The following is a 24,331-nucleotide window of genomic DNA, read 5'->3' on the forward strand; positions in this document are numbered from 1 at the left end:
CTTCCGCCTTGCGCGGATGTTTCGGAACGAGGCCGCGCTGGCCCGCCGGTCCATCGCGCGGTCTTCGATGCTGGCGGCCGTATCCGGGCGCGGCGTTGCGCTGGTCGGCAACGCCCGGTCGCTGGCCGATGGCACGGCGGGGGCCGAGATCGACGCGCATGACGTGGTGATCCGCATCAACCGCGCGCCGATGCCCTCGCCCGTCTCGCATGGCAGCCACACCGACTGGCTGGCGCTTGCGGTGGGGATGGGCGCGGCCGACCTTGCCGCCCTGAACCCGAACCTGACGCTGTGGATGAGCCACAAGCGCAAGCGGTTGCCCTGGGCGGTGGCCTCGCGGCGGTTCTACCTGCATCCGCAGGCCGATATCCGGACTCTGTGGGCCAGGCTTGGCGCGCAGCCGACGACGGGCCTGATGCTGATCGACCTGCTGGCGGGGTCGCAGGCCAGCCGGATCGACCTTTACGGGTTCGACTTCTTCGAGTCGCTTTCGCTTTCGGGCCACCGCGCGGCCACGCAGGTGCCGCACGACTTCGCCGCCGAGCGCACGGCTGTCGAAAACCTGCTGGCCGCCGACGCGCGGTTCCGGCTGCACCGCGCCTAGGGCGAATTGCGTTTTATCTGATACGGCGACATCAGAATTCGCCCAAGTCTTGGGGCGAATTCTGATTCAAGATAAACGCAATTCGCTTTATGGCTGCGGCGGCTGGACGATCAGGATGTCGAGGTCTTTTCCCGGCGCATAGTCGGTCTTGTCGACCGTGAAGGTGGTCGGCCCGGTCTTCTTCACCCCGTCCGCGCACAGCGAGATCACGTTCTGCGGGCTGCCCTTGTCCACCGTCAGGCGGAACCGGCCGATCGACCCGGCCCAGGAATTCGCGGTGCGCAGCACATAGGAAATCCTGAGCGACATGCCGAGATAGCCGGTGGTCCCGTCGTCCTGCTTGCGCGCAATCGCCTTCAGGATCGCCTGCGAGGTTCCGGCATCGATGCAGTACTGCTTGACGACGTCCTGCTGATAGTCCTCGTAGGGCGGGTCCTGCCAGACGAACAACCCACCGGGTGGCCGGTTGTCATACCCGTGCGAGACGTGCAGCACCGCCCCGGCGGGGAAGGTCTGCGTCCAGTGATAGCGCAGCACGATCGACCAGAGCGGATAGACCGTCGGGTCACCGGCCCCGGTATCTCCCGAGGCGATCACCAGCCCTTCGGCGATCATCGCCGCGGTGGCGGCGGGCGGCAGGGCGGCGAGCGCGGCGTTCAGCTTGTCCATGTCGAGCGACAGGGGGATGCCGTAGGCCCGCAGACGGTCGGTGACATCGCGGCCGGGCGTGTCGTAGGCGGCGGCCGCCGGTTGCTCCCACAGGTTCTCCGGCTCGATCACGGCCACCCGGTCGATTGCCACCGCAACCGGCTTGCCCTCGACCGTGGCGGTGAAGTTCACCAGGTTCGGCTGGTCACGCTGATCGGGCAGGTTCCAGTCCTCGTTTTCCAGATCGGCGAGCGAGATCGGCGGCAGCGGAAAGATCACCTCGCCGGTCACGTCGTGGCTGGTCAGGTTGCGGAAGGTGTAATCCACCTTGATCTTGTCGGGGCCGATGAAGAGGTCTTCCGTTTCCATCGCCACATCCGCGGTATGGGCGAAGGTCAGACCGGTGGCGGTCAGGCCGCCAAAGCCGTCATTGGCCAGCACGGGGGCAGCGGCAAGAAGAAGGGTGGCAAGCAATGGGCGCAGCATGAAGGCACCTCCTGATTGGCGCGACTTTAGCGACCCGCCCGGCCTTGGGCGAGGGGGCAAATGACGAATCCGCTTTCGCCCCTGGGCGGTTTGCGCTATCTGGCCACGTCTTTTCCGCAAGAGACCGAACAGGATATCTTCATGGGTTACAGGGTCGTTGTCGCGGGTGCCACGGGCAATGTGGGCCGCGAAATGCTGAACATCCTCGCCGAGCGCGAGTTTCCGGTGGACGAGATCGCGGCGCTGGCGTCGCGAAAATCGCTGGGCACCGAGATCAGCTTTGGCGACCGGACGCTGAAGACCAGAGATCTCGACACCTTCGATTTCACCGGCTGGGATATCGCGCTGTTCGCGGTGGGCTCCGACGCCACCAAGATCTACGCCCCGCGCGCCGCCGCCGCGGGCTGCGTGGTGATCGACAACTCCTCGCTCTACCGCTACGACCCGGCGATCCCGCTGGTGGTGCCGGAAGTGAACCCCGAGGCGGTCGAGATGTACCGCAACAAGATGATCATCGCGAACCCCAACTGCTCGACCGCGCAGATGGTGGTGGCGCTGAAGCCGCTGCACGACCGCGCACGGATCAAGCGGGTGGTTGTCAGCACCTACCAGTCCGTCTCGGGCGCGGGCAAGGACGGCATGGACGAGCTGTGGAACCAGACCAAGGGCATGTATGTGCCCGGTCAGGAAGTCGCGCCGAAGAAGTTCCCCAAGCAGATCGCCTTCAACGTGATTCCCCAGATCGACGTCTTCCTTGAGGATGGTCAGACCAAGGAAGAATGGAAGATGGTCGCCGAAACCAAGAAGATCCTCGACAAGTCGATCAAGGTCACCGCGACCTGCGTCCGCGTGCCGGTCTTCGTCGGCCATTCCGAGGCGATCAACATCGAGTTCTGGGACCACCTCGACGAGGCCGAGGCGCGCGACATCCTGCGCGAGGCGCCGGGCATCCTGGTGATCGACAAGCGCGAACCCGGTGGCTACATCACACCGATCGAATGCGTCGGCGACTACGCCACCTACATCAGCCGCATCCGGCAGGATTCGACCATCGACAACGGCATCAACCTGTGGTGCGTCAGCGACAACCTGCGCAAGGGTGCCGCGCTGAACGCGGTGCAGATCGCCGAGGTGCTGGGCAACCGGTGTTTGAAAAAGGGCTGACCGCCGCCCGGCGCGCCGTCAAGGCTCCGCGCCGCGTCCCTGCCTGACGGACGGTCACCCCCGCGCAAGCGGGGGTCTTCCGGCCCCCTTGCGAACGTCGGGATCGTGGCAAGCGGCGACGGTGCGTCGCGCTGCCCCCTTGCTTTTGTGCCGCCATTGACCAACGCTGGAGCCATATTTCAGGAGGTTCCGATGCGCCCATTTCCAACCATGCTTGCCGTATTCATGTTCTCGACCGCGCCCGCCGCGCTGCTGGCGGATACCATCGAGGCGCGATCCACCGTCACCCGCGTGACGATCTTTCCCGGCCTTGCCCAGGTGGTGCGCGTGGTCGAGGTGAAAGGGCCGCCGGGCGCGAACCAGTTGATCGTGCCCGACCTGCCCGCAGGCACCGATGCCAGCTCGATCCGGGTGGCGGGCGACGGCGTCACGATCGGCGCGCTGAGCCTCGCCGAGGGGCGGCAGCCCGCAACCGCCGACCTGACCGCGCCCGAGCTGAAGGCGGCGCAGGACGAGGTGACGCGGCTTGACCTTGCGCTGGCGCAAAAGCTGGCGGCGGTGGCCGAGATCCGGTTGCAGGCGAAGGCCTCGGACGAGGAGATCGGCTTTCTGCGCGGCCTGAACCAGCGCGCCCCCGCCGCCGCCGCCGCGACCGACGATCTGCGCGCCACGGCGCAGATGGTGAATGACGAGGTGCTGGCCGCTGCCCGGCGTTCGTTCGAGGCCGAACAGCAGGCGCTGGCGGCGGAACGCGCGCTGATCCCCGAGCGCGAGGCGCTGGACCGCGCGAAACAGGCGCTGGCCGCGTTGATGGACGCGGGCAAGCACGCGACGCTTCTGGCGACGGTCGAGGGTTCGGGGCGGATCGAGATCACCACCTACACGGAAAACGCCGACTGGTGGCCGGTCTACGATCTGCGGCTGGACCGCAAGGGCAAGACGCTGACGCTGGAGCGTGGGGCCTTCGTCAAGCAGAACTCGGGCGAGGACTGGACGAACGTGGACCTGACGCTGTCGACGGCGCGGCCGTCCGAGCAGTCGGCGCCGACCGAGGTCTACCCGAACCTGCGCCGCATCGCGCCGCCGCCGCCCGCGGGTGTCGTCGCCGATGCCGCCGCGCCGATGATGGAGGCGCCCGTGATGGCGGCGTCGAAGGCGGCCCCGGTGGCGGCCCGCGCCCAGACCGAGATCACCGGGGAAACGGTGAGCTACCATTACCCCGGCCCCGCCAGCCTGCGCGGCGGGGTGGAGCAGGCGCGCCTGACGCTCGACAATGTGACGCTGCAGGCCAAGGTCTACGCCGAGGCGGCACCGGCGCTGGACGGCAGCGCCTATCTGATGGCCAAGGCGACGAACGACAGCGGCCAGATCCTGCTGCCCGGCGATGCGGTGCTCTTTGCCGATGGCGCGGTGGCGGGCACGGGTTCGGTGCCGCTGACGGCGGCGGGGGCCGACCTGACGCTCGGGTTCGGGGCGATCGACGGCTTGCGCGCCTCGGTGACGGTGCCGGTCAGATCGGCCGGCGACCGCGGCATCCTGTCGAAGTCGAACGAACAGCACGAGGTTTCGGTGCTCAAGGTCGAGAACCTGACCGCAGAGTCCTGGCCGCTGCGCATCTTGGCCAGCGTGCCCTATTCGGAACAGGACGACCTTGTCATCCGCACCCGCACCACGCCGCCGCCGACCGAGACCGACATCGACGGCAAGCGCGGCGTGATGGGCTGGCAAGCCGACCTCGGGCCGGGGGCGACCACGCAGGTGCAGCTCGACACCACGCTCGACTGGCCCGCGGGGCAGGAGCTGCAGTAGGGGGGCGGCCCCCTCACAGGCTGTCACCCCCGCGCAAGCGGGGGTCTCCCGGTCAGTGCCGCCTCCGTGGGCCGGTCGGCAAAGGCCGCATCTCCACATTCGCCGCCATCCCGGCAAGCTCCCGCGCCTGATCCAGCAACGGCAGGAACCAGTGTGCGAACGCCGTCCCGTAGCTTGACGCGACCACGGCGATTTCGGGGCTGTGGGCCGTCAGAAGCGCGTACACCGCATTTCCCGCGACGCCGCCGATGATGTTTCCGGCAAGCATCCGCCCCGCCCGGATCAGCAGGTTCCGGTGCGCCGCGTCCTGCACCGCCCCGCTGCTCGCCGCCTCGGGTGCTTCCATGATCCGCGCTTCCAGCGCCCGAAGCCGGTCCCCGATGGCCCGCTCATCCCCCGCGACGGCTACGCTCAGCGCGTCATGCGCCGCCTTCACCTCGGGCGTCGGCGGGTCCGCCGCATAGCGCCGCTTGCGCTCTTCCAGCCGTTCCACATCGGCATTGTCGAGCGTCAGGCCCGGCCCAATCCGCACCACATCGCCCAGCGCATCGGCGACGTCGGGCGTATAGGCCTCCTCACCCCCCCGCTCCGCCCCGCGCGCAAGGCTGGCCGACAGGTCTTCGACCTCCAGATGCAGCGCCAGCATGTCGAGGTCGTCGAATGGCCGGTCCACCTGCAACAGCAGCGCCCGCGCCCGCGCCGCCAGCCAGGGAAACCGGTTCCCCGCCAGTTGCGCCAGTTCCGCCGCTTTCGGCCGCAACCGCTCGTGCAGAACGCGCTTCAGCCGCTCGTCCCGCTCCGCCTCCGACGGCAGCGAGGCCGCGATCTCAAGCTGCCCGTCGACCATCGTGACAGCGAGCAGAGCGTCCGGTTCCGGCGCGTCCACCTGCACCACCGGCGGAACCCAGTCCTCCAGATACCGGAACAACTCGCGCGCGCGTTGCTTGGGGTCTTCGACTTCGGCTATCCGTGCGATCTGTGCATCCGCACGAGTTGCCGGAGTGTCTTTGAAAACCAACCCCGCACCGTACGGGTTCTCAACCAACCCAGTCAGCTTGCGGATTGGACGCAGGTCGAACACCTCGCTTCCTTCCAGCCCGAGCATCGTGATCTTGGTCAAACCTGACAACGGACCAAGGTCGACGACACGGGCAGCGTTGAGCGACAGACTCTCGATTCCGGTCAATTCCGCCATCAGAGCAAGGTTGGTGACCCTTGTATCGCCGAGAAAGAGCCACTTGAGCCGGGTCATCCCCGCCAACGGTGCGAGGTCGGCGAACTGTGTTCTGTTAAGCGAGAGTGATCTAAGCCCGGTCATCCCCGCCAACGGCGCGAAGTCAGTGACTTGGGTGGCATCGAGGACGAGCCACTCAATCCTAGCCAACCCCGCAAGCGGGGCGAGGTTGGTGACTTGGGTACCGGCGAGCCACAGGTTCCGAAGCCCGGTCAGTCGCGCCAGCGGCGCAAGGTTAGCGACTTGTGTGTTATTCAGTGACAGGGTGGAGAGCCCGATCATCCCCGCGAGAGGTGCGAGGTTCGTGACCCGCGTGTGGTCGAGTTCGAGTACCCTACACCCCCCAAATTCCCCGATCTCCGGAGGTAGGACTGTAAGCGCAAGGGTTTCCGGGCGGTTGAGCGCCAACTCGACCATCCCCGTCCGCTTCGCCTCGGCGATCAACTGCCGCGCAAATTCATAGGCGTTGTCTGCTGCGCTCATCCGCGCCCCCACCCGTTCGCGCCACGATGGCCCGTGCGCGTAGCCCCGGCAAGCCTCAGACCGGAATGAAGGCGCCGCTGGCCTGATCGTACTGTTCCAGCCCGCCCTCGCCCAGTTCCGTCCAGAGGCCGTGCAGGGTCAGGTTCTCGGCCTCGACCGCGGCGCGGACGAAGGGGAAGGTCATCAGGTTGTCCAGCGAGATCAGCACCGCCTGCTTTTCCAGCGCCCGCATCCGCTCGGTATCGTCGGCAATGTCCTTCACCCGCTCGTAACCGGGCCGCAGGATGTCCATCCAGCGGCCGACGAAGCTCGACTTCTGTTCCAGTTCCGGCGCCTGGCCCGAGCACATCGCGTGGCAGCCGTTGACCCCGCCGCAGTTGGAATGCCCCAGCACGATCAGGTGCGCCACCTTCAGCGAGGTCACCGCGAATTCGACCGCCGCCGAGGTGCCGTGATACTGCCCGTCGGGGTTCGAGGGCGGCACCAGATTGGCGATGTTGCGGTGGATGAAGAACTCGCCCTCGTCGGCCCCGAAGATCGAGGTGACGTGGACCCGGCTGTCGCAACACGAAATCACCATCGCGCGCGGGCGCTGCCCCTCGGTGGCAAGACGGCGATACCAGGCCTTGTTCTCGACGAAGGTGGTGGCCTTCCAGCCGTGGTAGCGCTGAACGAGGTAGGCGGGAAGCGGCCGGGCCTGGGGCATCGTCTGACTGTCCTTCCGGGGGGCGTCAGGCGTATCTAGGGCGGTTTTGAACCAAGTTCGAGGCATTTTTCGCTGCGCTGCAACGAAATCTTCAACGCGCTCCGCCAGGGTCATTCCCGGGTGATGGGCGTTCAAGGAGGGTGCGACGTGTGTGGGGTAACGATGCTCCGCCCGGTCGAGGCGATCTGCCTCGATCCGGCGCGGATGGCGGCGCTTTATGCCGAATTCGGCGCGGCGGGGGCGGACAGCCTTGTCGCCCGCGCCACTGGGGAAATGGCACTCCTGATGTCATCATTGGTGGCCTACTCGGCCGAGGGTGCCTTTGACGCCTTCGCGCGCGGGTTGCGCAGTTTCCGGCGGCTCGCCGATCATGTCGGGATGGTCGGCCTGTCGCAGGCGGCGGCGGCAGTCGCCGACAGTGTCGCGTCGGGCGAGGCGACGGCCATCGCGGCAACCTGGGCGCGGCTCCTGCGGCTGGCGGAACGGGCCTTGGCAAGCGAATGGGATCGCGTCGGCGGGCGCTGCTGATCCGGCTTTGCGGGCGGATCGCGAACGGCCGGGCGAATTGCGTATCATCTGACGCGAGGGCATCGGAATTCGCTCAGATCCTGCGGCGAATTCTGATTCAACATGAACGCAATCCGCTCTAGGCTGGCGCCGATCCACAGCCGGAAGCCCCGCCATGCCCCTGACCTTCGCGCCCGCCGATGCCGCCGCCCTGCCGCTTCACGTCGTCACGAAAGAGCGGCTGGTCGGCTGGCGCGCCACGCTCGGCCCCGACACGGTGGCCTGGCTTGCCGTGACCGGCTTCGCCGCGGGCGCGGGCGAGGTCGCGCTGATCCCCGGGGCGGGCGGTGCGCTGGCGGGCGCCGCCATCGGTCTTGGTGACGCCTCGACCCGCGCGCGGCAACGTTTCCAGATCGCGAAGGCCGCCGCGGTCCTGCCCGCGGGCGCATGGGAGATTGCAGGCCCGCTGGACCCGGCCGAAGCCGAAGAGGCTGCGCTCGGCTGGCTTCTGGCGCGATACCGGTTCGACCGCTACCACCCGGGCCGTGCCGCCCTGGCGCTCCTGAAGCCGCCCGCAGGGGTGGATGCCGCCCGCCTCGAGATCATCGCCGCGGGCGAGGCGCTGACCCGCGACCTGATCAACACCCCCGCTTGCGACATGGGGCCGCAAGAACTGGAGGCGGCCTTCCTCGCCCTCGCCGAACGCTTCGGCGCCACCGCCGAGGTGACCCTGGGCGACGATCTGCTGGCCCGCAACTTCCCGATGATCCACGCCGTCGGCCGCGCCTCGATGCGGGCGCCGCGCCTGCTCGATCTGCGCTGGGGCACGACCGGCCCGCGCCTGACACTGGTCGGCAAGGGGGTCTGCTTCGATACCGGCGGGCTCGACATCAAGCCCTCGGCCGGGATGCTCCTAATGAAGAAGGACATGGGCGGCGCCGCCACCGTCATGGGCCTTGCGCAGATGATCATGGCGCTCGGCCTGCCGGTGCGCCTGCGCGTCCTCGTTCCGGCGGTGGAAAACGCGATCGGCGGCAATGCGATGCGCCCGCGCGACATCCTGACCAGCCGCAAGGGTCTGACGGTCGAGATCAACAACACCGATGCCGAGGGGCGTCTGGTGCTGGCCGACGCGCTGGCGCTGGCCGATGAAGAGGCGCCCGACCTGATCGTCTCGATGGCCACCCTCACCGGCGCGGCCCGCGTCGCCGTCGGCCCCGACCTCGCGCCGTTCTACACCGACGTGGACGCTCACGCCGCCGCTCTCTGCGCCGCTGGCGCGCGGGTGCGCGACCCGGTCTGGCGGCTGCCGTTCTGGACGCCCTACGAGCCGCTGATCGAACCCGGCATCGCCGATCTCGACAACGCGCCCTCGGGCGGCTTCGCGGGCTCGATCACCGCCGCCCTTTTCCTGCGCCGCTTCGTGGCCGCCGCGCCCTACCTGCACTTCGACATCTACGGCCACATGCCCGCCGACGCGCCCGCCCGCCCCAAGGGTGGCGTGGGGCAGGGTGCCCGCGCCCTGTTGCAGGCGCTGCCGCAATTGCTGGGGTTCTAGATGGACCGGCGCGAGACCCCGGCGAACGGCCGCGTCGCCCACACCTCGCTGCGCGGCAAGGTGTTGGCGGACCGCTTCACCGAGGGCGAGATGGCCCGCGTTGTCGCCCCGCTCGCCGACCTGCTCGCCGCCCCTGATGGTGCGCGCGACCGGCAATTCCTGCTGGGCGCTCGCGTCCTCGTGCTCGAACGCCGGGGCGGCTGGGCCTTCGTGCAACGTCTGCAAGACGGCTACGTCGGCTACATGGCCGAGGCCGACCTCGGCCCCGACGCCGCCCCCACCCACCGGGTCGCCGCGCCCGCCACCCACCTCTACCCCGCGGCCAACCTCAAGCTGCGCGAGATCGCGCTGCTGTCGCTCGGTGCGCAACTCACCATCGTCGGCCACGCCGGCCACTGGGCCGAGACTGACGGCGGCCGCTTCGTCCCCGCGATGCACCTGCGGCCCGTGGACTCGGTCGAACCCGACCCCGTGACGGTGGCCGAGGCGTTCCTTGGCACGCCCTACCTCTGGGGCGGCAATTCCCGCAACGGGATCGACTGCTCCGGCCTCGTGCAGGCCGCCTGCCGCGCCTGCGGCATCGCCTGCCCCGCCGACAGCGATCAGCAGCTTGCCCGCCTCGGCCGCCTTCTGGCCGACGACGAGCCCCTTCGGCGCGGCGATCTGGTGTTCTGGAAGGGCCACGTCGCCCTGATGTCCGATGCCGAGACGATCCTGCATGCGAACGGCGCGGCGATGGCCGTGACCCGTGAGCCCTATGCCCGCGCCGTCACGCGCATCCTCGCGGCAGGCGAGGGCCCGGTGATCGCCCGCAAGCGACTCTAGCGCGGCGGCACCGCTTCGATCGCGTGCTTTCTTCCGTTCCCAAATATCCTCGGGGGGCCGGGGGGCAGACGGCCCCCCGGCTTGCGCCGCTGCGCGCGCCGTCAGGCTTTCGCCCTCTCCCCCAGCGCCCGGGTCTGGCTGACGGTCATGCCGGTCGACAGCATCTCGGGGTCCAGCTTCAGCTCGATCACTGCCGGTTTGCCCGCGGCGACAGCGCGTTCGAACGCCGCCGCGAAGTCTTCGCCGTCGCTCACCATCTCGCCATGCCCGCCGTAAGCCCTTGCCAATGCCGCGAAATCAGGGTTGGCGAGGTCGGTGCCCGACACCCGCCCGGGGTAGTGGCGTTCCTGATGCATCCGGATCGTGCCATAGCGGCCGTTGTTCGCCACGATGACGATCACCGCCGTGCCATGCTGCACGGCGGTGGAAAACTCGTTCAGCGTCATCTGGAAATCGCCATCGCCCGCCAGGCAGACGACCACGCGGCCGGGGTGTTCCAGCTTCGCCGAGATCGCCGCCGGAAAGCCGTAGCCCATGCTGCCCGAGGTCGGCGCAAGCTGCGTGCCGGTCTGCTTGAACTGGTGGTAACGGTGCAGGAACGCGGCGAAGTTTCCGGCGCCGTTGGTCAGCATCGCGTCGTCCGGCAGATGCGCCGAGAGCCAGCCCACCACCCGTTCCAGCTTCACCGCGCCGGGGGTTTCGACCGGCTGCCGCCAGGCCTCGTACTCGGCGCGCGCGACCTTGGTCCGCTCCGCCCAGGCCGGGGTCGCGGGCCGGTTCAGTCGTGCCAGTTCGGCCACCATCTGCGGTGCCGGGACCGCGATGCCAAGGTCGGGGCGGAACACGCGACCCAACTCGTCCGGGTCGGGGTAGACATGCACGATCTTCGGCAGCGGCCCCGCCGGGTCAAGAAGTTCGTACCCTCCCGTCGCGATGTCGCCCAGCCGCGCACCCAGCACCAGCAGGCAATCGGCCGCCTGAAGTCTTTGGCCCAGCCTGGGATTCATCCCCACGCCCAGATCGCCGACGTAGTTCGGATGGCGGTTGTCCATCCGGTCCTGCCGCCGGAACGTCACCGCCACCGGCAGCCCGAAGCCCTCGGCAAAGCGTTCGAGATCGGTTGCCGCCTCCGCCGACCATTGCGAGCCGCCCACCACCACCAGCGGCCGCTCGGCCCCCGCCAGCGCCTCCACCACCGCTGCCAGTTGCGCCGGGCTGACGGCGGCGGGCACCGGCGCCGGGGCGCGAATGTCGGCGACGTCCGCCACGGCGCTCAGCATGTCCTCGGGCAGCGCGAGCACGACCGGGCCGGGGCGGCCCGAGCGCGCGACGTGGAAGGCGCGGCTGATGTATTCCGGCAGCCGCTCGGTCTGATCGACCTCGGCCACCCATTTCGCCAGGGTGCCGAAAACGCCGCGGTAGTCGACCTCCTGGAACGCCTCGCGATCACGGTGGCCGCGCGCGATCTGGCCGACGAAGACGACCATCGGCGTCGAATCCTGCTTGGCCACGTGGATGCCCGCCGAGGCGTTGGTGACCCCCGGCCCGCGCGTGACGAACAGCACGCCGGGCTGGCCGGTCATCTTGCCATAGGCTTCCGCCATCATCGCGGCGCCGCCTTCCTGACGGCAGACGATGTTGGCAATCCCCGAGTCGTAAAGCCCGTCGAGCGCGGCGAGGAAGCTTTCGCCGGGCACCGAGAACACCCGCCGCACCCCCTGGATCGCCAGTTGATCCGCCAGAATCCTTCCGCCGTGCCGCTGCATGTCGCCCTCCGTTTTCGATGCGGCGCCACCGTGGCGCAACTGCTCCGTAGGGGCAAGGTCTTGCGCCCGCCGGTGCGCGCCCTATCGTCGCGGCAAAGCATGGAGTGTGCGATGACCCTTCCCCGCCTTTTCGGCATCCCCGGCGCGCTGCGCGCGGGGTCCGCCAACCGGATGCTGCTGGCCGAGGCGCGGCGGCTGTTCGGCCCCGCCGACTATGCCGAGGCCGACCTGCGCCTGCCGCTTTACGATGGCGATCTGGAAGATGCCGAGGGCATTCCGGCCTCGGTTCAACGGCTCGCCGATGGCATCGCGACATCCGATGCCGTCATCATCGCAACGCCGGAATACAACCGCGCGCCGCCCGGCGTGCTGAAGAACGCGCTCGACTGGGTCAGCCGCACCTCGGGGCGGCCGTTGCGCGACAAGCCGGTGGCGATCATCTCGGCGGCCGACGGGCGCGGCGGCGGCGACCGGTCGCAATATGCGCTTCGGCTGATGCTGGTGGCGTTCCGGCCGCATGTCCTGCAGGGGCCGGAGCTGCTGGTGCCCGATGGCCGCGCTGGGTTCGACGGCGAGGGGCGGCTGATCCTCGAGCCGCAGCGGAAGGGTCTGGAGGAGTTGATGGCGGGCCTGCGCGCCGCGGCGGTGCGGCGATGACCGAGACCGTCACCGACCTGATGGACCCGGCCCGCGCCACCGCGCTGGCCGCGGTGCTGGGCCACACCTGGGCCGAGGGGCAGCCGCTGCCGCCCTTCTTTCACCGCGCCTATTTTTGGGATGTGCGCCCCGAGCCGCAACTGGGGCGCGACGGCCACCCCAGGCTGGGCGGGAAGACCCTGATCCCCGACCTCTGGCTACCACGCCGGATGTGGGCGGGCGGGCGGCTGGAATTCCATGCGCCGCTGCACGCCGGGCGCCCGGCCGAACGGCAGAGCGAGATGGAATCGATCGACGAGAAAGAGGGGCGCAGCGGTCGGCTGGGCTTTGTTACCCTGCGCCACGAAATCCGGCAGGAGGGCACGCTGTGCGTGACGGAATGGCAAGACCTCGTCTACCGCGCCGACCCGGTGCCGGGCGAGGCGAAACCGGTGCCGCCCGACCCGCCCGAGATGGCAGACGAGGTCCGCAGCCGCGATTTCTACACCCTGACACTGATGCGCTATTCGGCGCTGACAATGACCGGCCACCGCATCCACTACGACCTCGACTATGCGCGCGAGGTGGAAGGCTATCCCGGCCTCGTCGTCCACGCCCCGCTGCTGGCGCAGCTTCTGATGCTCATGGCGCCGGGGCCGCTGGCCAGCTTCCGCTTTCGCGCCACGTCGCCGCTGTGCCTGCCCGACAGCGCGCGGCTCTGCCGGTGGGGCACCCGGTTCTGGGTGTCTGGCCCGGGCGGGGGACTGTGCATGGACGCCGAGGCGAGCTACGCCACCAGCCGGGCGTAAAGCGACAGAAGCGCGGTCGCCCAGTCTTCGGGCGAGGTGGCCAGCGCGTTTTCCGGGCGGATCGCGCGGATGCTCATCGCCTGCACCTCGGCATCGGGCAGGTCGCGCAGGCGGGCGATGGCGGCAGTCAGCGTTTCGGGCGCGCGCATGTCGCAGGCGAAGCCAAGGCCGCGTTCCGTCACCTCGCGCGACAGCAGCGAGCTTTGCGGCAGGATCACCGGCAGCCCGCTTTGCAGTGCCTCGGCCACCACCAGCCCGAACGGTTCGCCGTGGCGCGAGGCCAGCGCGACGCCGCGCGCCGATTGCACCAGCGCGCCGATCTCCTCGCGCGATTTCCAGCCGGTGAAGGTGACGGCCGGATGGGCGCGCGCGAGGGGTTCGCGCAGCGGCCCGTCGCCGATCACTGTCAGCGGCATTCCGGCCGCCCCGGCCGCCGCGATCAGGTCTCGAACTCCCTTATCCTCCTCGACGCGGCCGACGTAGAACAACTGCCGGTTCGCCTCGGCCGGAACCCGCGTCGCACTCCAGGCCGTGACCGGGTTGCGCAGGGTGACCATCCGCGCGGTGTCCAGCCCGGCGAGCGCCAGCATCGGGGCCATGTCGGGATGGATGGTGGCGATGGCGCCCCAGGGCAGTCGTTGGTCGAACACCCGGCGCAAGGTGGCGCTGCGGGCGACGCGCCAGAGCTTGTGCGGGTAACTGCGCTTGTCGCAGTTCGTCGTCAGGCAATCGAGGCTGAGCGGCACCCGGCGGCAGGGCGTGGCGGTGCGGTAGTCGGTGAAGACCCCGTTGGGGCAGGCGAGGAAGAAATCATGTGCGTGCACCACGGTGCGGGCGGCGACCGGGTGCAGCGCGGTGAAGATCGCGGGCGACAGGATCTGGGCCCAGCCGTGCAGGTGGTAGACCGTGCCGGGCGTGTCGGTGCGGGCGATATGGGCGGCGAGCGCATCGCGCGCCGCGGCGTTCCAGAGGCCCGCCATCATCGCCTTGCCGCGCGACTGGTCCAGCAGGCGCGCCCCGCCCGCGGCCACCACCTCGATGCCGTCCGCGGCCAGTGCCGGGTTGTCGCCCGCATCGCCGCAGAACAGCGTCACGCCAAGGCCCCGCGCCCGCATCAGCCGCGCGGACAGCAGCGCCAGCCCGGTCGCCCCGCCGCGGGCGGTGCTCGCGTCGTTGATGATGACGATTCGCAGGGGCATCGGCGGGGTCCGGCTGACGGGGGTGTCCGGGCTGCGGATTAGCCGGAAATCCGGGTGAAATTGTGACGTGGGGCGGCATTGTCGACGGCGCAGCAGGATAGCGGGTGCGAACCGGGCAGGACCGCGCGCGCCCCCCATGCTAAGGCGGGGACGTGATGGTGGAGATGTGGCGATGAAGGTGGTGCAGTTCGGATTGCGCTACAGCCCGAATGTGGGCGACGGCATCATTGCCGAGTGTCTGGCCCATGCCGTCCGCAAGACGGTGCCGGGGGCGACGGTCGAGATGGTCGATCTGTCGGGGCGGTCCGGGTTCGGGCAGGTTCTGGTGCGCAACCGGTCGCTGGCGCTGAAGGTGCTGGGGCTGGTGCCGGGTCCGCTGCGGCGGCGGCTGGTGCGCTGGCGGCTGGGCCGGATGCTCGACCGGGTGGAACCCGACTGGGCGCGGGCGGTGCGCGGGGCGCAGGTGGTCATCCTCGGCGGCGGGCAGATCTTTGCCGACGCCGATCTGAATTTCCCGCTCAAGATCGCCCGGGCAGCCAGCGTGGTGCGCGCGGCGCGCGTGCCGCTGGCGATCCACGCGGTCGGCGTGCAGGGCGGCTGGTCGGCCGAGGGGCGGGTGCTGTTCGCGCAGGTGCTCGGGTGCGATCTGCGGCAGGTCGGGTTGCGCGATGAAGGCTCGCGGCAGGCCTGGCTGGCGGAAACCGGCGGGCGCGGCCCGGTGCCGGTGCTGACGCGCGACCCCGGCCTGCTGGCGGCGGCGTGTTATGGACCGGCGCCGCAAAAGACCCGGCGCATCGGGCTTTGCGTCACCGATCCGGCGATCCTGCGCTATCACGCGGATTCGGCGGTGGCCGGGGCGGGCGAGGGCGGCATCGGCTTCTTTCGCGATCTGGCGGCGGCGATTGTCGATGCGGGCCACAGGGTCACGCTGTTCTGCAATGGCGCCGAGGAGGATCGCGCCGCGCTGGATGCGGTGATCGCCGATCCGGGTGTCGCGGCGATGGTGCTGACCGGTGTTGTCTCGCTGGCGCCGCCACCGGCGACACCGCGCGATCTGGCGCTGACCATCGCGGGAATGAAGGCGGTTGTCGCGCACCGCCTGCATGCCTGCATCGTCGCCTGGTCCTATGGCCTGCCGGTCGTCGGCCTTGGCTGGGACCGCAAGGTGGAAAGTTTCTTCGCCTCGGTCGGGGCCGAGGCCGCCTTTGCCGGGGGCGACGGGGTTGCCGCCGCCGCCGTGGCCGATCGGCTGACCGCGGCGCTAAAGCTGCGCCCCGATCCCGGGCATCACGCCCGCGTGCTGGCCGAGACCGAGGCCGCGGTTGCCGCCGCCGTTCAGTCCGCTCGCCGCAGCGTGAACCGGTAGTCGGTCGCGTCGCCGGTCGGGGTGACGTTGGGACCGACGGCGAAGGCCAGCACATCGCCGCGCTTCAGGTGCAAGGGCGCGGTGGTGCGATCCGCTGGCGCGGTCAGCACCGCCCCATCCAGCGGCGCACCGTTCAGCGTCAGGTCATATCGGATGCCATCCTCGCTGTGGCTGGCGGGGCTGAGCCGCGATTCGGCCGTCACGGTCATGTCGGCGGGCGCGGTGAAGCGGTGGACGATCACCACCTGCTTGTCGGCATGGGTGCCGGGCAACAGCACGTCGGCGGTGAGCCGCGCGAAGGTGGTGCCCGGCACCCCGAGGTAGGGCGTCCAGGGCGCGCCCTGACGGTCTTGCCCGCCGTGGGTTTCCAGCGCCAGCACGGTGTCGCCCTCCAGCGCGACGCGGGTGAAGGGGTCGGCGGGCTGGCCCGGCACACCGGGATAGGCGAACTGGTCGTAGCTGTCGGCGATCACGGTCTGCGGCGCCAGCGTCACGTCGGTGCCCAGCGTCAGCGGCGCGGGGCCGGTCACGGTGATCGGATCGGTTTCCGACAGGGTGAGTGTCGCCGGGTCCAGCGCCGTCCCGGTGGGGTCGGTCGCCGTCAGGCCGGGGCGCGTCAGGTGCAGGGCGCGGGCGGCGCCCCAGATGACCAGCGTCCGGTCGCCGAAGCGGCAGGCGTAGGTGAACGGGTCGGGCGCGACATCGGCGACCGGCAACCGCTCCATCAGACTGCCGATCTGGCGGAAGGCGCGGCCGGTGGCCGTGATCTGGCCCGCGCCGTCGATCAGCGGCGCCAGCCCGTCGCCGCGCGGGTTCAGCGGATACCACACCGCGCGATCCACTCCCGCCAGCGCCATCTGGCAGTAGTTGCGCAAGAGCAACCCCGGCGCCTTCGCCGGATCGGGCTCGCCGAACTCGGTGACGTCAAGCGGCAGATCGGCGGCACCCGGAAGCCGACGGAAGACGGCGATCTGGCGCACCAGTTGCTCGGCCGGGGTGGTGTAGGTGTGCAGCGCCAGGGCATCCATCGCGCCCGCCGCCCCCGCCGCGAACATCGGCGCGAGGTAGCCGACCGGGATCGAATGCACCCCGCCGCCAAGGATGCGCACCTTGGGGTTCACCGCCTTCACCGCGTCATGCACCGCCCGCAGGATCGCGAGGTAGCCGAGCGCGCGCTGATCCAGCGGCGCGGCCTTCAGCGGGCCGGTGACGAAGTTGGCGCTGTTGATCTCGTTGCCGACCTCGACGGCGGTGATCGCGGGGAACCGCTTCACCGTTTCCGCCGCGTCGCGGGCGAAGGCGGCGATGGCGGCGGGGGTGTAGGGCGTCACGCCGCCGTCGTAGGCGGGGTGGCCGTTGTTCACCGTCAGGCTCATGGTCTGGCCTGCGGCGGCCACCATCGCGGGGTAGGTCGTCGACATCGTGGCAAAGGTGAACGTCCCGCCGGGCTGTTCGACCTCGTCCCAATAGACCGCGTCGCGAAAGTTGCGCAGGCCAAGCGCCTGTGCCGCCTTGAACATCGCGGGTGCCCAGAGCTGTCCGAAGTTCGACGCCGCGCCGAGTTCCGGCCCGCGCAGATCCAGCGCCGCGACGGGCAGCGCGGCCAGCAGGGCAAGGGCGCAGACAAGGCGGGCGGGCATGGTGGCGGCTCCGGTCATCGTTTCGCTGCATCGTATTCAGTTTTTCGTGCCACCGCCGCTCGTTTTTCCCGGCGCAGCGGTTATGCTCCCCTGCCGTCACCGATCCAAGAGCGTCATGCAAGTCGTCCTCAGCACCCCCTTCGCCCTGTTCGTCATGATTGCCCTGGCGATCAAGGGGCCAATGCGCGGGCTTTGGGTGCTGATGGCCACCACGCCTTTCGGGGTGGCGGCGGCGTTCAACCTGCCCGCGGCGGGCGGCGCCTCGATCATGGTGACGGACATCGCGGCGATCACCATGTTCACGCTCCTGTGGCTGGAGCCCTGCTCCACCTCGCGGCTTCTCGGCACGATGCGGCCCTTTCAGCCGGGGTTCTTCCTGATCCTGCTGATCGTGTTCTCGGCCGTTTCGGCCATCCTGTTTCCGCGCCTTTTCGAGGGGCAGACCGAAGTGTTCGGCATCGACCGCAGCGCCAACACGGCGGGCATCATCTCGGTCGGGCTGCATGCAACCACAGGCAACCTGACGCAACTGTTCCGCGTCCTGCTGGACGGTTTCACCTTCTTCACGCTGGCCACGGTGTTTCGCGAAGAGCCCGATACCGCCACGGTGGTGCGGGCGATGGCGGTGGCGGCGTTCCTGAACGTCGCGCTGGGGTGGCTGGACGTGATGACGGGGATGGTCGGCGCGGGCATCCTGATGGAGCCGATCCGCACCGCAAACTATGCGATCATGGCCGATGTCGCGATGGCGGGGCTGAAGCGGATGATCGGCGGCTTTTCCGAGGCGTCGTCGTTTGGCTATTACACGCTTGGCATGTTCGGCTTCTGGCTGGTCTACTGGCTGCGCGCAACGCCCTCGCGCTTGACGGGCTGGGCGCTGGTGATGACGGCGTTGGTGCTGGTGCGGTCCACCTCGTCTTCGGCCTATGTCTCGATGGCGGCGTTCCTGGTCACGGTGGGGGCGATCGCCGTGGCGCGCGATCTTGGGCGCAGCGCCGACCGGCGGATCCTGTCGCTGGTGATCTGGGGCGTGATCGGGATCTGGCTGGCGGCGCTGGCGGTCGGGGCAGGCTATGCCCTGATCGACGACGTCAAGGCGTTCTTCGACCGCGCGTTGTTCGACAAGCTCGATACCGCCTCGGGGATCGAACGGATGAGCTGGAACCTGCGCGCCTTCCAGAACTTCACCGATACCGCGCTGATGGGCGCCGGGCTGGGCAGCATGCGCGCGTCGAACTGGCTGCTGGCCTGTCTTGGCAGCATCGGGGTGATCGGCACCGGCCTTTACCTTGCGTTCCTGGGGGCGTTGTTCGCCGCTCCGGCCCGACGCGAGGATCGCGACCGCGCCGCAGCCATCGCCGGGTTGCAGGCCGGGTGCCTGGCGATGTTCATCTCGGCAATGCTGACGCAGCCCACCCCCGATCTGGGCATCATCTTCTTCGCGATGGCCGGGCTCGCCGTTGGCCTGTCGCGGGGCGCCGTGGTCGAATCACGGGCGCTGACGCGGCCCGCAGATTGGTTCCGCAGCGCGGTGTAATCCGACCTGTGCGGGGCGATTGTAGCTGTCGCCGGGTCAAGGTAACCTTTTGACAAGCTTATATTTGACCGCTGCCTCGCTTCTGCCAGAGTTGGGATGTGGGGCGAGCGTTCGCCGACCGGCGGGGGCACCGGTTCGGGGCTTGGGGCGTCGTTCCTTAGCGCCACGGGGGCAATCCTCCCGAATGAGAGATGCAATGAACAGTCGGTTGCTGCCCTTCGAGACAGCAGCGGTGGCCCTGCGCCGCCGACTGCGGCCCGCCGATGCGCCTGACCGCGTCGACGTGCGCGATCTGTTCGCGCTGATCTGGCGCAAACGGCGCGTGGTGTTCGGCGGCATGGGCCTTGGCCTGGGGCTTGCGCTGGCCGCGGCCATGCTGATGACCCCCAAATACGGCGCCGTGTCGAAGATCATGATCGAGGCGCGGGTGCCGCAGGTGGCCAGCTCGCAGCAGGTCGTGCAGGATCTGGCGGTCAACGACCAGGCGGTGAACAGCGTCGTTTCGGAGATCACCTCGAACGTGCTGATCGGCAAGGCGATCGACGAGATCGGCATGAACAATCTTGACGCGATGGACCCGGCGAACCGGCCGCCGTCGCTGATTGATCGGGTCATCGGGGCGGCAACGTCGCTGCTGCCGTCCAAGCCCAAAGGGGTCAGCCTGCTGACGCCCGAGGAGGCCAAGAAGGAACGCCTGACCTGGGAGGTCACCAGGAACCTGACCGTCACGCGCGAGCTTCAGGCGAACGTCATCGACATTGCGGTGGCCAACCCCGACCGGGTGCTGGCCGCGAAGCTGGCGAATGCGCTGGCCAATGAATTCATCCTGAGCCAGGTGCAGGGCCGCCGCGACACCGCGGGCGACGCGACGAAATGGCTGCAGGACCGGCTGACCGAGACCAAGGTGGAGGTCGAGCAGTCCGACGCGGCGGTGGACAGGTACCGGGCCGAGCACCTGCTGGCCGATGGCGGCACACTTGACGCGGCAACCCAGCAGCTTGGCGAGTTGAACAACCAGCTGGTGATCGCGCGCGCCGACCGGATCGCCGCGGAAGCCGCCTACAACCGGCTGGAGGATGTCATCGCCAAGGGCGGCATGGCGGCGGTCAGCCAGATCGTGTCTTCGCCGACGCTCGATGCGCTGAACGCGCAGGTGATGGACTTGCAGCGCCAGGATGCCGTCTGGGCGTCGAACTACGGGCCGACCCACCCCGAGCGGGTGCGGCTGGCGACCGAGATCAAGGGTGTGCAGGGCGACATCGCGACCGAGGTGCAGAAGATCGTCGGCCAGAAGAAAAGCGACCTTGCCACCGCAACGCTGCGCGAGGACACGATGCAGGCCAGCATCGCGCAGATGGAATCGCGCGTCGTCGATCTGTCGCAAAGCACGATCGGCCTGCGCCAGCTGGAACGCATCGCCGACTCGGCCCGCACCGGCTACGATGACCTCTTGTCGCGGCTGAACGAGACCCGGACCGAGCAGCAGATGCAGCAGCCGGACTCGCGTCTGATCGAGCGGGCGACGGTGTCCAGCGTGCCCTCGTCGCCGCGCACGGTGCTGATGGCGGTGATCGGCGGCATGGTCGGGCTAGTGCTGGGCTTCGGCATCGTCTTCTTCCAGGAAATGACCTCCTCCACCTTCTCCCGCGCCTCCGAGCTTGAGCAGGAGACCGGCCTGCCGGTGCTGGCCGCGATCCCCGACGGGCACTGGAATTCACCGCTTGGCGCCTGGAGCGAGCTGTCGAAACGACCCTATGGCGCCTACGCGGAACGCATCCGCCATCTGCGCACGGCGCTGATGGTCAAGGACGGGCGCGCGATGTCGCGGGCGGTGCTGATCGCCTCGTCGGTGCCGGGTGAAGGCAAGACCACGACCACGCTGGCGCTGGCGCGGATGGCGGCGCTGGCGGGCAAGCGGGTACTGGTGATCGATGGCGACCTGCGCCGTTCGACCCTCAGCCAGACCTTTGGCTGGCGCATGACCAGGGACTTCGCCGACTTCATCGCCAACACCTGTTCGCTGAGCGAGGCGATCCTGCACGACGAAAAGCTCGGGTTCGACATCCTTGCGGCATCTCGCCCGCGCCCCGACGCGGCGGATGAACTGTCGGTCGGCTGGCTTGAGCCGATGATGGCCTCCCTGAAGCAAGCCTACGACCTTGTCCTGGTCGATGCCCCCGCGGCGCTGGCGGTTGCCGACGCGCTGGTGCTGGCCCAGGCGGTTGACGAAAGTCTTTACCTTGTCCGCTGGCGCTCCACCGAGCGTCAGGGCGTGGCCAAGGGTTTGTCCCAGTTCGCCGAAGCGGGCGTGCCGGTCAGCGGTCTTGTGCTGACCCTCGTCGACCCGAAAACCGGCCCCGATGTGTATGCAGGTAATTATGACTATTCGCGCTGATCTGTCGTTGCCGCTGCTGCCGCGCCGCCTTGAAACCGGGGGCCGCCGTGTCGCCCTGATCCACTACTGGCTGGTGGGGATGCGCGGCGGCGAGAAGGTGCTGGAGGCCCTGTGCCGGATGTTCCCCGATGCGGACATCTACACCCATGTCCATGTGCCGGGGCGGGTCAGCGCGACGATCAACGCGCACCGCATCCGCACCACGCGGGTGGGGCGGTTGCCGTTCGCGTCGCGCTTTTACCAGAAGTATCTGCCGCTGATGCCGCGCGCGCTGGAAGAGCTGGACCTGACCGGTTACGACCTTGTCATCTCCAGCGAATCCGGCCCGGCCAAGGGCGTGATCCCGCCGCCGGATGCGCCGCACCTGTGCTACTGCCACTCGCCGATGCGCTATCTCTGGGACCAGTATTCCGTCTACCGCGACTCGGCCAGCCCGCTGATGCGGACGCTGATGCCGCGTCTCGCGCATGACCTGCGCGCCTGGGATACCGCCAGCGCCGCCCGGGTGGATGCCTTCGCCGCGAACTCCACCCATGTCGCGAACCGCATTCACAAGTACTGGCGCCGCGAGTCCGACGTCGTGCATCCGCCGGTGGCGGTGGGTGATTTCGCGCCGGTGCCGCGGTCCGAGGTCGGCGACTTCTACCTCTGGGCCGGGGAACTGGTGCCCTACAAACGCCCCGACCTGGCGGTGGATGCCTTCACCCGGATGGGCAAGCGGCTGGTGGTGATCGGCGGGCCGGACAAGGCCAGCCGTGCCCTGGCCGAACATGCCGGGCCGAATGTCACGTTCCTCGGCCAGGTGCCGTTCCCGGTGCTGCGCGACCATCTGGCCCGCTGCAAGGCGCTGATCTTCCCGGGCGAGGAGGATTTCGGCATCGTTCCGGTGGAGGCGATGGCTTCGGGTCGTCCGGTGATCGCCTACGGGCGGGGCGGCGCGCTGGATACGGTGATCGACGGCAAGACCGGCTACCTGTTCAACGACCAGTCCGTCGATGGGCTGATCGACGCGGTGGAGCGGTTCGAGGGCGCGGGGTTCGACCGGATCGACCCCGGCCCGCTGGTCGCCCATGCCCGCCGGTTCGACGAAACCGCGTTCCGCCGTGGCATCGCTGCCAGCCTGTCGCGCCTTGGGGTCGATATCGGGCCGGTCTGGCTTAGTCGGGCAGGCTGAAAAGTCGCAATGTAGACGGCGCGGAAATCGTGATCCGCGCCGGATGCGGCACGGTCTCACGGTAGGGGTCGGCGCTGCCGCCGTTCAGGTTGCGCGCGAGGCGGGGGAAGCTGGTCCCGGCCACATCCAGCCGCAACCGGTGGCCGGGTCGCACCAGCCAGGCGATGTCGAGCAGGCTGACGGTCACGGTCGCGGGCGTGCCAGGCGTCATCAGGGTGGGCGTAGCGTAGCCGGTGCGATAGCGCAGCCGCTGCGCGCCGGTCTGGATCATCAGCGAACGCCCGTCGGGGAAAACGTCGGTCAGCGTCAGCACCAGATCTGTATCGGGCACGTCGGTCGTGACCGTCAGCGTGGCGCTGATCGGCCCGGCGATGCGCAGCGGGGCGGTCAGCGGGGCCGAGGTGTAGCTGAGCACGTCCGGCCGGTTTTCGACCGGCCGCTGGTCCAGCGGACCCGCTCGGCTGGCCGGGTCGCCGGTGCAGCAGATCGCGCCGCCGACCGACGGCACCGGGTTCGCCGGGTCCGAGGTGAAGCTGCGGATGCCTGCGCTGGCCCCGTCGGTCAGGCTCTCGCCCGTCAGCGCGAAGGTCACTGGCGCGGCCCCCTCGGGCGGCCAGCGTTGCGAATCGCGCCAGACATCCTCGCCCAGCACATAGAACCGGTAGGGCGGCAGCGCGGGCGGTGGCGCGCCCAACAGGTGCTGCGCCATGAACGCGGTGAACAGCGCGTCGAAGGGCCGTGGTTTTCCGGTGACTGGCAGGTCGCCCAGAAGGCCCGCGTCGAAGGCATCGGTCAACTCGCAATGCAGACCGGGGCCGATCAGCAGATGCTGATCCGGCGCGGTGCGGCGCATCTGCGCCGACAGGGCGAGGGCGGAGCCGACGTTCGGATCATACCAGGTATCGACCATCAGCGCCGGGGTCTGGAACGTGTCGCTATCGGCGACAAAGCCTGACTTTGCCCCGAACGCCGGGTCGGAAAACCCGTCGAGCAGTCCTTCGTAGTCGGTCGGATCGCTTCGGGTTCGCGCCACGGAGTCGCGCAGCGGCAGGGTCGCCAGACCCTTGGCGTAGTCGATCGGGCCGGTATCCATGTGGTCGGGCGTCTTGCCGCCCCAACGGGTGAACCAGCCGTAGCCGGAGGCGAGCTGGAACACTCCGCCCTGAAACAGGCCGAAGAAACCCCAGGTGCCCGCCGACGTGCCGATCGCCCCGCCGGCGCCGATGGGAATCATCGCGGCCAGTTGCGGCGGGTGCCGGGCGGCCAGGATCACCTGCGACTCGGCCAGCGCCGAGCAGCCGATGGTGCCGACCTTGCCGTTCGACCAGGGCTGCGCCGCGATCCAGGCCAGTGTGGCGGCACCGTCCGCGGCCTCATGCGGATAGGGCGCGAAGGTGCCGCCCGATCCGTAGCGGCCACGCATGTCCTGCACCAGCACGCCGTAGCCCAGCGGGGTGAACACCTGCACCCAGTGCCGCGCCTCGGCGTAGAAGGTCTTGCCATAGGGCAGGCGGACAAGGATCGCGGGCAAGGGGCCGACAGCCCCCTTGGGCAGGTAGACATCGGTCGCCAGCCGCACGCCGTCCGGCATCGGGATCATCACGTCGGCCTGTCGGGTGGCGGGCAGGGCGCGGACGAAGGCGCGGAACGCAAGCCGGTCGCGCAGCAGCGACACCTGCCGGTGCAGCGGCGCGCGGAACCACACGATGCCCCCCGCCAGGGCGGCCAGCACGGCAAGGAGAGCGATTCCCCTCTTCATCGGCGCGGCCTATGATCGGCGCAGGC

General features: G+C 69.2%; 19 protein-coding genes. 12 read left to right on the forward strand and 7 right to left on the reverse strand.

The window, feature by feature from the left end; translation table 11 throughout:
- The first annotated feature begins 16 nt into the window (after positions 1–16).
- Positions 17–604: a glycosyltransferase family 29 protein gene (locus AC11WY_RS01940; RefSeq protein ID WP_482922151.1), complete on the forward strand. Its 588-nt coding sequence runs from the start codon at positions 17–19 to the stop codon at positions 602–604.
- 87 nt (positions 605–691) lie between these two features.
- On the opposite strand, the gene AC11WY_RS01945 is transcribed toward AC11WY_RS01940, so the two are convergent.
- Positions 692–1,738: a DUF4424 family protein gene (locus tag AC11WY_RS01945; RefSeq protein WP_482921982.1), complete on the reverse strand. Its 1,047-nt coding sequence runs from the start codon at positions 1,736–1,738 to the stop codon at positions 692–694.
- Between the two features lie 141 nt (positions 1,739–1,879).
- Between AC11WY_RS01945 and AC11WY_RS01950 the strand changes: the two genes are divergently transcribed.
- Both AC11WY_RS01950 and AC11WY_RS01955 read left to right on the forward strand, forming a co-directional pair.
- Positions 1,880–2,902 carry an aspartate-semialdehyde dehydrogenase gene (locus AC11WY_RS01950; protein WP_482921984.1) on the forward strand — a complete coding sequence of 341 codons (1,023 nt, stop codon included), beginning with the start codon at positions 1,880–1,882 and terminating at the stop codon, positions 2,900–2,902.
- A gap of 192 nt (positions 2,903–3,094) precedes the next feature.
- Positions 3,095–4,711 (forward strand): mucoidy inhibitor MuiA family protein, encoded by a 1,617-nt coding sequence (locus AC11WY_RS01955; protein ID WP_482921986.1) that lies wholly within the window; start codon positions 3,095–3,097, stop codon positions 4,709–4,711.
- A gap of 52 nt (positions 4,712–4,763) precedes the next feature.
- Here AC11WY_RS01955 and AC11WY_RS01960 read toward each other — a convergent pair whose 3' ends face one another.
- Entirely contained in the window at positions 4,764–6,428 is a 1,665-nt protein-coding gene (locus AC11WY_RS01960; protein ID WP_482921988.1) for a hypothetical protein, read from the reverse strand.
- 55 nt (positions 6,429–6,483) lie between these two features.
- Positions 6,484–7,134: a carbonic anhydrase gene (locus AC11WY_RS01965; protein ID WP_482921990.1), complete on the reverse strand. Its 651-nt coding sequence runs from the start codon at positions 7,132–7,134 to the stop codon at positions 6,484–6,486.
- Between the two features lie 162 nt (positions 7,135–7,296).
- Here AC11WY_RS01965 and AC11WY_RS01970 point away from each other — a divergent pair, with 162 nt between their 5' ends.
- The 3 genes from AC11WY_RS01970 to AC11WY_RS01980 all read left to right on the forward strand — a co-directional run bounded on the left by AC11WY_RS01970 (position 7,297) and on the right by AC11WY_RS01980 (position 10,024).
- Complete coding sequence (locus AC11WY_RS01970; protein WP_482921992.1) at positions 7,297–7,662, forward strand: hypothetical protein; 366 nt, start codon at positions 7,297–7,299, stop codon at positions 7,660–7,662.
- Positions 7,663–7,816: 154 nt separating this feature from the next.
- Positions 7,817–9,199: a leucyl aminopeptidase family protein gene (locus tag AC11WY_RS01975; RefSeq protein ID WP_482921994.1), complete on the forward strand. Its 1,383-nt coding sequence runs from the start codon at positions 7,817–7,819 to the stop codon at positions 9,197–9,199.
- Positions 9,200–10,024 (forward strand): C40 family peptidase, encoded by an 825-nt coding sequence (locus tag AC11WY_RS01980; protein ID WP_482921996.1) that lies wholly within the window; start codon positions 9,200–9,202, stop codon positions 10,022–10,024. It abuts the gene before it with no gap.
- Between the two features lie 101 nt (positions 10,025–10,125).
- Here AC11WY_RS01980 and AC11WY_RS01985 read toward each other — a convergent pair whose 3' ends face one another.
- Entirely contained in the window at positions 10,126–11,790 is a 1,665-nt protein-coding gene (locus AC11WY_RS01985) for a thiamine pyrophosphate-binding protein (protein WP_482921998.1), read from the reverse strand.
- Positions 11,791–11,901: 111 nt separating this feature from the next.
- Here AC11WY_RS01985 and AC11WY_RS01990 point away from each other — a divergent pair, with 111 nt between their 5' ends.
- Both AC11WY_RS01990 and AC11WY_RS01995 read left to right on the forward strand, forming a co-directional pair.
- Positions 11,902–12,447, forward strand: a complete 546-nt coding sequence (locus AC11WY_RS01990) for an NADPH-dependent FMN reductase (RefSeq protein ID WP_482922000.1) — start codon at positions 11,902–11,904, stop codon at positions 12,445–12,447.
- Positions 12,444–13,235 (forward strand): HTD2 family dehydratase, encoded by a 792-nt coding sequence (locus AC11WY_RS01995; protein ID WP_482922002.1) that lies wholly within the window; start codon positions 12,444–12,446, stop codon positions 13,233–13,235. The genes AC11WY_RS01990 and AC11WY_RS01995 overlap by 4 nt, the downstream gene beginning before the upstream one ends.
- On the opposite strand, the gene AC11WY_RS02000 is transcribed toward AC11WY_RS01995, so the two are convergent.
- Positions 13,214–14,434, reverse strand: coding sequence for a glycosyltransferase family 4 protein (locus tag AC11WY_RS02000; RefSeq protein ID WP_482922004.1), 1,221 nt, complete (start codon positions 14,432–14,434; stop codon positions 13,214–13,216). The two genes, AC11WY_RS01995 and AC11WY_RS02000, sit on opposite strands and share 22 nt — an antisense overlap.
- Before the next feature lie 172 nt (positions 14,435–14,606).
- Here AC11WY_RS02000 and AC11WY_RS02005 point away from each other — a divergent pair, with 172 nt between their 5' ends.
- Positions 14,607–15,800: a polysaccharide pyruvyl transferase family protein gene (locus AC11WY_RS02005; RefSeq protein WP_482922006.1), complete on the forward strand. Its 1,194-nt coding sequence runs from the start codon at positions 14,607–14,609 to the stop codon at positions 15,798–15,800.
- Here AC11WY_RS02005 and AC11WY_RS02010 read toward each other — a convergent pair.
- Complete coding sequence (locus AC11WY_RS02010) at positions 15,770–17,440, reverse strand: hypothetical protein (protein WP_482922008.1); 1,671 nt, start codon at positions 17,438–17,440, stop codon at positions 15,770–15,772. The two genes, AC11WY_RS02005 and AC11WY_RS02010, sit on opposite strands and share 31 nt — an antisense overlap.
- Before the next feature lie 115 nt (positions 17,441–17,555).
- Here AC11WY_RS02010 and AC11WY_RS02015 point away from each other — a divergent pair, with 115 nt between their 5' ends.
- The 3 genes from AC11WY_RS02015 to AC11WY_RS02025 all read left to right on the forward strand — a co-directional run bounded on the left by AC11WY_RS02015 (position 17,556) and on the right by AC11WY_RS02025 (position 22,546).
- Positions 17,556–18,977 carry a hypothetical protein gene (locus tag AC11WY_RS02015; protein ID WP_482922010.1) on the forward strand — a complete coding sequence of 474 codons (1,422 nt, stop codon included), beginning with the start codon at positions 17,556–17,558 and terminating at the stop codon, positions 18,975–18,977.
- Positions 18,978–19,173: 196 nt separating this feature from the next.
- Complete coding sequence (locus AC11WY_RS02020; protein WP_482922012.1) at positions 19,174–21,372, forward strand: GumC family protein; 2,199 nt, start codon at positions 19,174–19,176, stop codon at positions 21,370–21,372.
- Complete coding sequence (locus AC11WY_RS02025) at positions 21,356–22,546, forward strand: glycosyltransferase (RefSeq protein ID WP_482922014.1); 1,191 nt, start codon at positions 21,356–21,358, stop codon at positions 22,544–22,546. The genes AC11WY_RS02020 and AC11WY_RS02025 overlap by 17 nt, the downstream gene beginning before the upstream one ends.
- Here the strand turns inward: AC11WY_RS02025 and AC11WY_RS02030 are convergent.
- Complete coding sequence (locus AC11WY_RS02030) at positions 22,530–24,305, reverse strand: CocE/NonD family hydrolase (protein WP_482922016.1); 1,776 nt, start codon at positions 24,303–24,305, stop codon at positions 22,530–22,532. The two genes, AC11WY_RS02025 and AC11WY_RS02030, sit on opposite strands and share 17 nt — an antisense overlap.
- Between the last annotated feature and the right edge of the window lie 26 nt (positions 24,306–24,331).

This window comes from Solirhodobacter sp., assembly GCF_964715405.1.

Excerpts from the sequence above, each read along its gene's own strand:
- AC11WY_RS01940 (WP_482922151.1), top strand. The coding sequence starts at position 17 with ATGTTTCGGAACGAGGCCGCGCTGGCCCGCCGGTCCATCGCGCGGTCT.
- AC11WY_RS01945 (WP_482921982.1), bottom strand. The coding sequence starts at position 1,738 with ATGCTGCGCCCATTGCTTGCCACCCTTCTTCTTGCCGCTGCCCCCGTG.
- AC11WY_RS01950 (WP_482921984.1), top strand. The coding sequence starts at position 1,880 with ATGGGTTACAGGGTCGTTGTCGCGGGTGCCACGGGCAATGTGGGCCGC.
- AC11WY_RS01955 (WP_482921986.1), top strand. The coding sequence starts at position 3,095 with ATGCGCCCATTTCCAACCATGCTTGCCGTATTCATGTTCTCGACCGCG.
- AC11WY_RS01960 (WP_482921988.1), bottom strand. The coding sequence starts at position 6,428 with ATGAGCGCAGCAGACAACGCCTATGAATTTGCGCGGCAGTTGATCGCC.
- AC11WY_RS01965 (WP_482921990.1), bottom strand. The coding sequence starts at position 7,134 with ATGCCCCAGGCCCGGCCGCTTCCCGCCTACCTCGTTCAGCGCTACCAC.
- AC11WY_RS01970 (WP_482921992.1), top strand. The coding sequence starts at position 7,297 with ATGCTCCGCCCGGTCGAGGCGATCTGCCTCGATCCGGCGCGGATGGCG.
- AC11WY_RS01975 (WP_482921994.1), top strand. The coding sequence starts at position 7,817 with ATGCCCCTGACCTTCGCGCCCGCCGATGCCGCCGCCCTGCCGCTTCAC.
- AC11WY_RS01980 (WP_482921996.1), top strand. The coding sequence starts at position 9,200 with ATGGACCGGCGCGAGACCCCGGCGAACGGCCGCGTCGCCCACACCTCG.
- AC11WY_RS01985 (WP_482921998.1), bottom strand. The coding sequence starts at position 11,790 with ATGCAGCGGCACGGCGGAAGGATTCTGGCGGATCAACTGGCGATCCAG.
- AC11WY_RS01990 (WP_482922000.1), top strand. The coding sequence starts at position 11,902 with ATGACCCTTCCCCGCCTTTTCGGCATCCCCGGCGCGCTGCGCGCGGGG.
- AC11WY_RS01995 (WP_482922002.1), top strand. The coding sequence starts at position 12,444 with ATGACCGAGACCGTCACCGACCTGATGGACCCGGCCCGCGCCACCGCG.
- AC11WY_RS02000 (WP_482922004.1), bottom strand. The coding sequence starts at position 14,434 with ATGCCCCTGCGAATCGTCATCATCAACGACGCGAGCACCGCCCGCGGC.
- AC11WY_RS02005 (WP_482922006.1), top strand. The coding sequence starts at position 14,607 with ATGAAGGTGGTGCAGTTCGGATTGCGCTACAGCCCGAATGTGGGCGAC.
- AC11WY_RS02010 (WP_482922008.1), bottom strand. The coding sequence starts at position 17,440 with ATGCCCGCCCGCCTTGTCTGCGCCCTTGCCCTGCTGGCCGCGCTGCCC.
- AC11WY_RS02015 (WP_482922010.1), top strand. The coding sequence starts at position 17,556 with ATGCAAGTCGTCCTCAGCACCCCCTTCGCCCTGTTCGTCATGATTGCC.
- AC11WY_RS02020 (WP_482922012.1), top strand. The coding sequence starts at position 19,174 with ATGAACAGTCGGTTGCTGCCCTTCGAGACAGCAGCGGTGGCCCTGCGC.
- AC11WY_RS02025 (WP_482922014.1), top strand. The coding sequence starts at position 21,356 with ATGACTATTCGCGCTGATCTGTCGTTGCCGCTGCTGCCGCGCCGCCTT.
- AC11WY_RS02030 (WP_482922016.1), bottom strand. The coding sequence starts at position 24,305 with ATGAAGAGGGGAATCGCTCTCCTTGCCGTGCTGGCCGCCCTGGCGGGG.